The 9,844-nt window shown below is 45.2% G+C and carries 11 protein-coding genes; all 11 read left to right on the top strand.

Going from position 1 to position 9,844, the window contains the following annotated elements; all coding sequences use genetic code 11:
- Positions 1–308: 308 nt before the first annotated feature.
- Positions 309–1,277 carry a class II fructose-bisphosphatase gene (glpX, locus tag JJE29_08210; protein MBK5252596.1) on the top strand — a complete coding sequence of 323 codons (969 nt, stop codon included), beginning with the start codon at positions 309–311 and terminating at the stop codon, positions 1,275–1,277.
- A gap of 10 nt (positions 1,278–1,287) precedes the next feature.
- Positions 1,288–2,619: a transcription termination factor Rho gene (gene rho / locus JJE29_08205; protein MBK5252595.1), complete on the top strand. Its 1,332-nt coding sequence runs from the start codon at positions 1,288–1,290 to the stop codon at positions 2,617–2,619.
- Between the two features lie 113 nt (positions 2,620–2,732).
- On the top strand, positions 2,733–2,933 hold the full coding sequence (gene rpmE / locus JJE29_08200; GenBank protein MBK5252594.1) for a 50S ribosomal protein L31: 201 nt from the start codon (positions 2,733–2,735) through the stop codon (positions 2,931–2,933).
- Positions 2,934–3,172: 239 nt separating this feature from the next.
- Positions 3,173–3,547, top strand: coding sequence for a four helix bundle protein (locus tag JJE29_08195; GenBank protein ID MBK5252593.1), 375 nt, complete (start codon positions 3,173–3,175; stop codon positions 3,545–3,547).
- A 57-nt stretch (positions 3,548–3,604) separates the two neighbouring features.
- Entirely contained in the window at positions 3,605–4,198 is a 594-nt protein-coding gene (locus JJE29_08190; protein MBK5252592.1) for a thymidine kinase, read from the top strand.
- A gap of 156 nt (positions 4,199–4,354) precedes the next feature.
- On the top strand, positions 4,355–5,371 hold the full coding sequence (locus JJE29_08185) for a DUF1385 domain-containing protein (GenBank protein MBK5252591.1): 1,017 nt from the start codon (positions 4,355–4,357) through the stop codon (positions 5,369–5,371).
- Positions 5,346–6,245 carry a peptide chain release factor N(5)-glutamine methyltransferase gene (gene prmC, locus JJE29_08180; protein ID MBK5252590.1) on the top strand — a complete coding sequence of 300 codons (900 nt, stop codon included), beginning with the start codon at positions 5,346–5,348 and terminating at the stop codon, positions 6,243–6,245. Before JJE29_08185 ends, prmC begins: the two co-directional genes overlap by 26 nt.
- Before the next feature lie 4 nt (positions 6,246–6,249).
- Entirely contained in the window at positions 6,250–7,317 is a 1,068-nt protein-coding gene (gene prfA / locus JJE29_08175) for a peptide chain release factor 1 (GenBank protein MBK5252589.1), read from the top strand.
- 82 nt (positions 7,318–7,399) lie between these two features.
- Entirely contained in the window at positions 7,400–8,455 is a 1,056-nt protein-coding gene (locus JJE29_08170; GenBank protein ID MBK5252588.1) for a threonylcarbamoyl-AMP synthase, read from the top strand.
- Between the two features lie 5 nt (positions 8,456–8,460).
- The gene (locus tag JJE29_08165) at positions 8,461–8,928 is read left to right on the top strand and encodes a low molecular weight protein arginine phosphatase (GenBank protein ID MBK5252587.1); all 468 of its coding nucleotides are present in this window, start codon (positions 8,461–8,463) and stop codon (positions 8,926–8,928) included.
- Position 8,929: 1 nt separating this feature from the next.
- A complete protein-coding gene (rpiB, locus tag JJE29_08160) occupies positions 8,930–9,376 on the top strand; it encodes a ribose 5-phosphate isomerase B (protein MBK5252586.1) in 447 nt (148 codons plus the stop codon).
- Positions 9,377–9,844 lie beyond the last annotated feature (468 nt).

Raw genomic sequence — 9,844 nt, 5'->3', positions numbered from 1 at the left:
TTTTCGATGGTACAATATTCTTGACTCATGAGTTAAACCCTCCATTTACAAGTTTTAGATTAGTTACTAAACATTGTACACGGGTTTTTCTCTTGAGTCATTTGTTTTTACAAATGTGGTCATTTCATTTTACAACTTAGCTTATTTTTTTTTCTTTCTTTCTACTTTCTACTTTCCACTTAAAACTTAATAGTATATAATATAATGGTTTCAAGCCACATCTTAAAACGCTTTTTGAAAATCAATTCTTTGATTAATCCGACAAACATTCTCATAAACATTCCAAAACAATTTCAGGAGGTACCAAAATGCATAGGAATCTAGCACTTAATCTCGTTCGCGTAACCGAAGCGGCCGCTATGAATGCAGCCAAACTTATGGGACGGGGCGACAAGAATCTTGCCGACCAATATGCCGTTGACGCAATGCGCAAGATGTTTGACACTGTGGACATAGAGGGCACCGTTGTTATTGGCGAGGGGGAAATGGACGAGGCCCCAATGCTCTATATAGGCGAAAAAGTTGGAAACGGAGCAGTTGATGCCCCTAAAGTGGACATAGCAGTTGATCCCCTTGACGGTACTGCCTGTGTCGCAAAGGGCTTGCCAAATGCAGTGGCGGTAATTGCGGTGGCTCCGGAGGGCTGTCTTTTAAAGGCGCCTGACATGTACATGAAAAAGATAGCAGCAGGACCAAAGGCCCGTGGAGTTATAGACCTAAATGCCAGCGTTGCAGAGAACCTAAGGAATGTTGGCAAGGCCCTGGACAAGGATATCGAGGACCTTACGGTAATAATTCAAGACAGGGAGAGGCACTTGCCCATAATCGAAGAGGTTAGGAAGGCCGGAGCAAGGATAAGGCTGTTTCAGGACGGTGATGTAATAAGCGCAATCTCCACCTGCTTCGAAGAGACGGGCGTTGATCTTTTCATGGGAACAGGCGGAGCTCCCGAGGGCGTTATAGGAGCGGCGGCAATTAAATGCCTCGGCGGAGAAATGCAGGGACAGCTTGTAATAAACAATGAAAAAGAAAGGAAGCGCTGCGAGGAAATGGGCGCCGATTATACAAAAGTGCTCACGATTGACGACCTTGTAAAGGGTGATGAGGCGTATTTTGTAGCCACTGGAATATCCGAAGGCGACCTCCTAAGGGGCGTGCGCTTTCTTGCAAACGATGTAGTAAAGACCCACTCGGTTGTTTTTAGAGGAACCACAGGGACAATCCGTTTCGTTGAAACGATACACAGGTTGGATAAGAAGCCTGATTACGCAAAATAGGAGGAAAAGTTTGGATATAAAAGAACTCAAGAAAAAAAAGATGACGGACCTTCGTGAAATAGCAAAGGCCATGAACCTCGAAAATTTCTCGAAGATGAAAAAAGAAGAGCTTGTTGTATTCATAGAAAGTGCAGGCAATCCCCCGAAGCCGGAGGAGACTCTGGAGGACATAGTCGAGGAGGGGTTTTTGCCGGACAATGTTACAGAAGAAATAAGCCGCTCGGAGGATACAGACATAGTAGAGGGCGTTCTTGAGCTGATGGCCGAGGGCGGCTACGGATTCATGCGCTTTCACAACTACCAGTCAAGCGAGCTCGATGTATATGTTTCACCGTCTCAGATTCGGCGCTTCAGGCTAAACACCGGGGACAAGATAACCGGAATAACTAGGCCGGCAAAGAACGGCGAAAAGTTCCGCGCACTTCTTTATATAAGGAAGGTAAACGGGGACAATCCCGATGTGGCAAGGAGGCGCCCGAGCTTTGACCGCCTAACGCCCATCTACCCGGACGAGAGGATAACACTAGAGTCTAGCAAGACGGACCTTTCTATGCGTCTCATAGACCTCATGGCCCCCATAGGCAAGGGGCAGAGGGGGCTCATAGTGGCGCCGCCGAAGGCCGGAAAGACAATACTTCTCCAGAAGATAGCCAAGGCAATATCGACAAAGTTCCCTGAGACGGAAATAATAGTTCTGCTTATCGACGAGCGTCCCGAGGAAGTGACGGACATGCAGAGGTCTATAGATGCCGATGTAATATACTCCACATTCGACGAGCTGCCTTCAAACCATACAAAGGTGGCGGAGATGGTCTTAGAGCGCGCCAAACGCCTCGTTGAGCAGAAGAAGGATGTCGTTATACTGCTTGACAGCATCACCAGGCTTGCAAGGGCGTACAACCTAATCATCCCTTCAAGCGGCAGAACACTTTCCGGAGGGCTTGACCCAATGGCGCTCCATAAACCGAAGAAATTCTTCGGCGCCGCCAGAAACATCGAGGAGGGCGGGAGCCTCACAATACTCGCCACGGCTCTTGTTGATACAGGAAGCCGCATGGATGATGTCATATACGAGGAGTTCAAGGGCACGGGCAACATGGAAATCCATCTCGACAGGCGACTTTCAGAGAAGAGAATCTTCCCTGCGGTTGATATAAATAAATCCGGAACGAGAAGAGAAGAACTGCTTCTTACACAGGAAGAGCTCGAGACAATTTGGGCAATAAGAAGAGCCCTTGGAAACGCATCGGTACTAGAGGTGACAGAAAACATCATATCAAAGCTCACAAAGACAGATTCAAACGCCGAATTTATTTCGACAATGGGAAAGAGTTTGGGATAGGCTCCCAAAATGCCTTGCGGCTGGGTTTGTGCTATGCTATAATATGATAGTTGACAATAGAATGAACTATTGTTATATATAGAAATGAAATTATTATAAGAGAGGTGAATCTGATGAAACCAGGAATACATCCGGAATATAAAACAGCTACCGTCAGATGTGCTTGCGGAAACACGTTTGAAACGCGATCCACAAAAGATGAAATTAGAGTTGAAATTTGTTCGGAATGCCATCCCTTCTTCACAGGCCAACAGAAATCTATTGAGCGTGGCGGAAGAGCAGAAAAATTCAAGAAAAAATACGGCATCGAATAAAACAGAATCAAAATCGTCGAAAAGGTTAGAGGGAAGCCCTCTAGCCTTTATTTGTGTAGGGGAAAAACTCCCTGCACAAATAAAGGCTAGAGAGTGGAACGTAGGAAGTGGAAAGAGGAACGAAAAAGATAAAGACTAGGTGCTTAAAAAAGATAAAATAAAATTCAAACAAAATTCAAACAATATACATGGTAAAATAGATTAGTAGCAATTGAGTCCAAGTAATTATTCGCTGGAGGATTTTGATGTATAAAAAATTGAGAGTTTGGAAAAAATCGCACGACTTAACCCTGGAAATATATAAACAGACTGAAAAATTTCCTGTTTCGGAACGCATGGCGTTAACTCAACAGATAAGAAGAGCAGCTTACTCCATACCTATGAATATTGCAGAGGGATACGGGACTATTTACAAGAAACAATTGATAAACTATCTTTCTATTGCGAGAGGGTCTTCTTTTGAAGTTTCATACCAATTGTTGCTTGCGAAGGATTTAAATTATTGGGATGAAAAAACATTTGATGAGTTAAACGATAAAATTATTGAGATCCAAAAAATGATAAGTGGTTTAATAAGAAAAATGCAAAAGCTCGATGGACAGATAAATGATTGAATAAGCTGATATTTTAAGTTTTTTCTTTCTACTTTCTACTTTTACCGGAGGTAAACCATGTCAAAATTATATTTTCGCTATGGAGCGATGAATTGCGGAAAGTCTACTGCTCTGATGCAGGTTGCGCACAATTACAGGGAGCGGGGAATGAAGGCCCTTATTCTAAAGCCTGTCATAGATACGAAGGGCGACGGGCAGGTTGTTTCGCGCCTGGGCATAACAAAGGATGTCGATTTTCTTGTGGAAAAGACATGCGATGTGTACGATGCCGTTAATGCCTATACGCGGAAGGAAGGAAAGCCCAACTGCATATTGGTGGACGAGGCGCAGTTTTTTAAGAAAGAACAGATAGACCAGTTCTTCAGGGTTGCCGTAGAAATGAACATACCGGTAATTTGCTACGGGCTGAGGACAGACTTTCTCATGAACGGATTCGAGGGCAGCGAGAGGCTCCTTCTACTGGCCCATAGCATAGAGGAGCTTAAGACCATCTGCAGATGCGGAAAGAAGGCCATGCTTAATGCTAGAAAAGTAAACGGAGAATTTGTCTTCGAGGGTGAGCAGGTTGTAATAGAAGAATGCGGAGTCATAGAATACGAGGCACTATGCCCCAAGTGCTATTTTGAGATGAGGAAAAACAGTAGAAAGTAGAAAGTAGAAAGTAGAAAGTAGAAAGAGTAAAGATAAAAGATAAAAGATAAATAATGAAATAAGCCAATAAAGGCAAAAGTAAAAAAGCAGGAAATTCAAACAATGAAATGTAGAATATAAAAAGTGTGAATTTCTACTTTTTCGAAAGGAAAAAATATGAGCGAAAATGGAATAAGGCAAGAAGAACAAAAATCAAAAAGAACCGTCCCCGATGATTCGTGCCCAAGGCATTCATACGGAGGACAGGCGGTAATTGAGGGTGTCATGATGCGCGGAAAGAAGCACATGGCGATAGCGGTAAGGAAGCCTGACGGCGAGATAATAATTAAGAAGGATGAGGTAAGCGCCATTGAGAGGTCGGCGATTGCGAAGATCCCAATCATCAGAGGAGTAGTGGTGTTCTTTAGCGCAATGGTTACAGGCATAAAAGCCATAACTTATTCTGCGGAATTTTTCGAGGAGCCTACTGAGGCTGAAAAAAGCAAGTTCGACAAGTGGCTTGAAAAAAAGCTGGGAGATAAGCTTGACGATTACGTCATGTACTTCTCTGTCATCATGGCTGTTTTTTTAGCGGCGGGCCTATTTTTTATATTTCCGACATTTTCCATAAGCATGACAAAAGGAACAATAAAGAGCCCCATATTAATGAACTTACTTGAAGGCGTGCTTAGAATAGTGATGTTCATAGCATATGTTCTTCTTATTTCCCGAATGAAGGATATAAGGCGTGTGTTCGAATATCATGGCGCGGAGCATAAAACCATCTTCTGTTTTGAAAACAAGCAGGAGCTGACTGTTGAAAATGCTTCTAGGTTTACAACCCTCCACCCGAGGTGCGGAACTAGCTTCATAGTATTTGTAATGATAATAAGCATAATAATATTTTCGTTCGTGGGCTGGCCGAACCTGTTGGTGCGCATATTGTCAAGATTAATACTTTTGCCGGTGATTGCGGGTCTTTCATACGAGGTGCTTAAATGGGCAGGAAGAAGCGACTCTACACTGGTCAAGGTCCTTTCGTGGCCGGGCCTCAGATTCCAGAAGCTTACAACAAAAGAGCCCGATGCCGGACAAATAGAGGTTGCCATTGCGTCCCTTAAGGCCGTGTTTGAGATGGAAGCGGCGGAAAAAGAAGAGGATAATAAAAGTGATACTGAGACAGCTGATTCTTGAACTGAAAAAATCCCTGGATGATTCATCTGCGTCGCCCCTTCTTGACGCGCAGCTTATTGCAGGGCTTGTGCTTGGAAGGGACAGGCTGCATATTCTGACCAATCCGAGCGATGAGATAAGCATAGAAAACGAGAATAGAATTAGAGCCCTTGCTCGAAAAAGAAGAAGCGGGGTTCCTCTTCAGCACATCACAGGGAAACAGGAATTCATGGGCCTCGATTTCGAGGTGGGTCCCCAGGTTCTTATACCGCGTCCCGACACGGAGATTCTCGTTGAAGAGGCAATAAGCGATTTGAAGAATCGTGGGGCCTTAAGCATTCTCGACATAGGAACGGGGAGCGGAGCTATAGCCGTATCGCTCGCGAAATACCTGCCTCTTTCCAACGTGTATGCGGTTGATATATCAAAAGATGCCCTGGAAACGGCAGCGATAAACGCAGCGAGAAACGGGGTTGAAAAGAGGGTAGAGTTCCTTTTGGGAAGCCTGTTCGAACCGTTTGAGGATATAGGAGAAAAGGCTGATGCAATTGTATCAAACCCTCCATACATCCCCGCGGGGGAGATAGATTCTCTTCAAAGGGAGGTTGCTGTTTACGAACCGCGAGGAGCGCTCGACGGAGGCTCGGATGGGCTTGAATTCTACAGAGCCATAGTGGAAAAAGCTCCGCGCTTCTTGAAACATGGCGGAATGATTTACCTCGAGGTTGGCGCGGGTCAGGCAGAAGCTGTCGAAAATTTGCTCAAACAGGTGAAATGCGGGGGCGAATCATGTTATAATAATATACTGAGGATCAAAGATTTAGCCGGCATAGAGAGGGTAGTTAAGGCATCCCTTAGGTCGGATAAAATAGAAGATACATTACGAACGGAGTGAAGCAATGCTTGAAAAACTTGAATTCATATTGGAAAAGTATGAAAAATTGAACGAAAAAATTTCCGATCCGAAAATCATAAGCGATCAGCCCACTTGGCAGAAATACATGAAGGAGCACGCCGGGCTAGAGCCGATAGTCGAAAAGTACAAGGAATACAAGTTGGTAAAGGATGCTCTTGACGAGACCAACGAAATAATTAAAAACAGCGACGACGAGGAACTTCGTGAGATGGCAAAGATGGAACTGCCGGAGCTTGAAGGCAAGTATGAAGAAATGAGCGATGAAATAAAGTTCCTGCTCATACCCAAGGACCCTAATGACGAGAAAAATGTAATAGTCGAAATTCGTGCCGGAGCCGGTGGCGACGAGGCGGGGCTGTTTGCTGTTGAAATTTTTAGGATGTATAACCGCTATGCAGAGCGTAATCACTGGAAAACAGATATAATGAACACAAACGAAACGGGAGTCGGCGGCCTCAAGGAAGTTGTGTTCATGATTAAGGGAAACGGAGCATATTCGAGGCTTAAATACGAAAGCGGCGTTCACCGCGTGCAGAGGATTCCTCAAACTGAATCTGGCGGAAGGATACACACGTCAACAGTAACGGTTGCAGTTCTTCCTGAGGTTGAAGATGTGGAAGTTGAGATTGGCGCAAATGACATAAGGTGCGATGTTTTCCGCTCGTCGGGAAACGGCGGACAGTCAGTAAACACAACCGACTCCGCTGTTCGGCTTACTCATCTGCCTACGGGTCTTGTTGTTACATGCCAGGACGAAAAGTCTCAGCTAAAGAACAAGGTCAAAGCCATGAAAGTTCTCAAGGCAAGGCTGTATGAAAGGGAGCTTGCGGAGCAAAACGCGGAAATAGCTGATGAAAGGAAGTCCCAGGTAGGTACCGGTGAGCGAAGCGAGAAGATAAGAACCTACAACTTCCCGCAGAGCAGGGTTACCGACCACCGAATTAACCTTACACTATACAAGATGGCCTATATACTCGACGGGGATCTGCATGAATTAATAGATGCCCTGACCACAGAGGACCAGGCGGCTAAGCTCAAGATACTCAATTGACAATGAACCTGTTTATAACATGGGGCAGCGCATATGCTGCCTCTTGTAGAGTCAACATGTTTTGAATATGGAGGCGAGAGCCATGGAAAAGACACAGATAATATATATGAGCCCGGACCACATCGACGATGATAAGCTTAGGCACCCGGCGGGGCTCCTCCGAGAAGGCGCGACCGTTGTTTTTCCGACAGAAACCGTTTACGGGCTGGGAGCAAATGCTTTGTCGGAGGACGCCGTAAAGAAAATATTCGTGGCAAAGGGGCGTCCATCGGACAATCCACTTATTGTACATATAGCAGAGCGGTGCGAGCTGGATGCCCTTGTAAGCGAGGTGCCCAAGGCTGCGGAAAAATTGATGGCAGTATTCTGGCCGGGTCCTCTCACGATGATCTTCAAAAAATCAGATGCAGTGCCCGAAATAGTAACGGCCGGTTTAGATACAGTAGCAGTTAGAATGCCGTCGCATCCGCTTGCTCGCAGGCTGATTAAAATGGCCGGTGTACCGGTTGCCGCCCCGAGCGCCAACCTTTCGGGCAAGCCCAGCCCCACGAGAGAAGGCCATGTTCTAAAGGATCTTTTCGGAAAGGTCGATTGCATAGTCTGCGGAGGGGATACCGAGGTAGGGCTTGAGTCGACGGTTTTGGATGTTACGGGAGATGTGCCAATGATTCTTAGGCCGGGAGGCGTAACGAGGGATCAAATAGCTGCGGTGACTGGAGCCTGTGAAATTGACGAGGCCCTTTTGAAAGAGGACAGTCCTTTGGTGCCGAGGTCTCCGGGCATGAAATATACACACTATTCCCCCGATGCCGATGTGTTCATGGCGGGTGGAAGCAGGCAAGAAATGGCCAGCGCAATCCTGCGGGAGGCATTAGCGAGAAAAGAAAAGGGTCAAATGGTGGGAATATTGGCCACCGAGGAGAATGCAGATAAATACGAGGGATTCAAGGTCATTTCACTCGGAAGCGGCGAAAGACCGGAGGAGATAGCATCGAGGCTCTTCATGGCTCTTAGGCTTTTTGACGAAATGAAGATGGATGTAATTCTCTCCGAAACCATAGAGGAAAAGGAAATAGGAAGAGCCGTGATGAACAGGCTAAAGAAGGCGGCGGGAAACCGCTGGATCGAAAGGAAGTGAGCCCCATGAAGGTATTGTTCATATGCACCGGAAACACATGCAGAAGCCCCATGGCGGAAGGCTTTCTAAAAAAAATGATCAATAAGGTGGGTGTCGAAGGCGTCGAGGTGGCGTCAAGAGGCCTGGTTGCAATTAAAGGGAAGCCTGTCTCGGAAAACGCGTTTCTGGTGGTGGGAGAAAAGCATATCAAAATAGGGAACCATGTAGTAAGGCAGGTAACTCGTGATGACATAGCCGAAAGCGATTTGATTTTGACAATGACGAAGAGTCATGCTTATCATGTTTTCAGCATGTTCGCGCAAAAGGACCGCCACATATATACACTGAAGGATTTTGTTGGAGGCTATGATGACAGGGACATATCCGATCCAATCGGAGGGTCTCTGGATGACTATAGAAAATGTGCCAAAGAGATAGAGGAGGCATTAAAAAAAGGGTTTGACAATATTGTCAATTATGGAAAGGAAGAATAATATGAAAGTAGCATTGGGATCGGACCACGGTGGATTTGCACTTAAAGAAGCCATCAAGAAGCACCTTAACAGAAAGGGCATCGAGTTTGTCGACTATGGAACATTCAACAACGAATCGGTTGATTATCCCGATTACGGAAGAATAACAGCCGAAGCCGTAATGCGTGGCGAATGCGATAGGGGCATTGCTATTTGCGGAACGGGAATAGGAATATCCCTTGCGGCCAACAAGGTAAAAGGAATACGCTGCGCGCTTGTTTCGGAGGAGTATTCGGCCAGAATGGCAAAGGCCCACAACAACGCCAACATGATAGCAATGGGCGGAAGAGTTGTAGGGGAGGGCATAGCAACAGGCATAGTTGATGTTTGGCTCGAAACAGAATTTGAGGGCGGACGCCACGAAAGAAGAGTAGAGAAAATAATGGAGATTGAAGGCAGTGGAAAGTAGAAAGTAGAAAGTAGAAAGTAGAAAGTAGAAAGTAGAAACAAAGATAAATGCAAAAGATAAATGTAAAAGATAAAGCAGCATGTGTAATTTGAAACTTGTATTAATCTCTTGTATTCATGTATTTAATGCACATTAGACAACTATAAGAGTTTGGGTTTGCGCTTCTAAGGCATCGAATCTTTAGTACTTATCTTTTCCTTTCCACTTTCCACTTGCGACTTTTCACATACAACCATGTGAACTAATATAAACTTAAAATAGGAAAGTAGAATAAGTAAAGCAGAAAAAAAGGAAAAAACGGACATGGAAATTTTGGGATTTTCCTTAAGGCACTTAATCCCTGGCATTTGTCTTTTCCTTTCCACTTTCCACTTTCTACTTACAACTTAACAAACAGGAGGTTTTCAATGGGTAAAGTACATGTAATGAATCATCCGCTCATTCAGCACAAGCTGACGTATCTTAGGG

The sequence above is a fragment of the Peptostreptococcaceae bacterium genome (assembly GCA_016649995.1).
Taxonomy (GTDB): Bacteria; Bacillota; Clostridia; order Peptostreptococcales; family BM714; genus BM714.
This window is presented reverse-complemented; position numbering and strand designations above follow the sequence as displayed.

Excerpts from the sequence above, each read along its gene's own strand:
- JJE29_08185 (MBK5252591.1), top strand. The coding sequence starts at position 4,355 with ATGAGCGAAAATGGAATAAGGCAAGAAGAACAAAAATCAAAAAGAACC.
- rpmE (MBK5252594.1), top strand. The coding sequence starts at position 2,733 with ATGAAACCAGGAATACATCCGGAATATAAAACAGCTACCGTCAGATGT.
- JJE29_08165 (MBK5252587.1), top strand. The coding sequence starts at position 8,461 with ATGAAGGTATTGTTCATATGCACCGGAAACACATGCAGAAGCCCCATG.
- rpiB (MBK5252586.1), top strand. The coding sequence starts at position 8,930 with ATGAAAGTAGCATTGGGATCGGACCACGGTGGATTTGCACTTAAAGAA.
- JJE29_08170 (MBK5252588.1), top strand. The coding sequence starts at position 7,400 with ATGGAAAAGACACAGATAATATATATGAGCCCGGACCACATCGACGAT.
- glpX (MBK5252596.1), top strand. The coding sequence starts at position 309 with ATGCATAGGAATCTAGCACTTAATCTCGTTCGCGTAACCGAAGCGGCC.
- JJE29_08190 (MBK5252592.1), top strand. The coding sequence starts at position 3,605 with ATGTCAAAATTATATTTTCGCTATGGAGCGATGAATTGCGGAAAGTCT.
- prfA (MBK5252589.1), top strand. The coding sequence starts at position 6,250 with ATGCTTGAAAAACTTGAATTCATATTGGAAAAGTATGAAAAATTGAAC.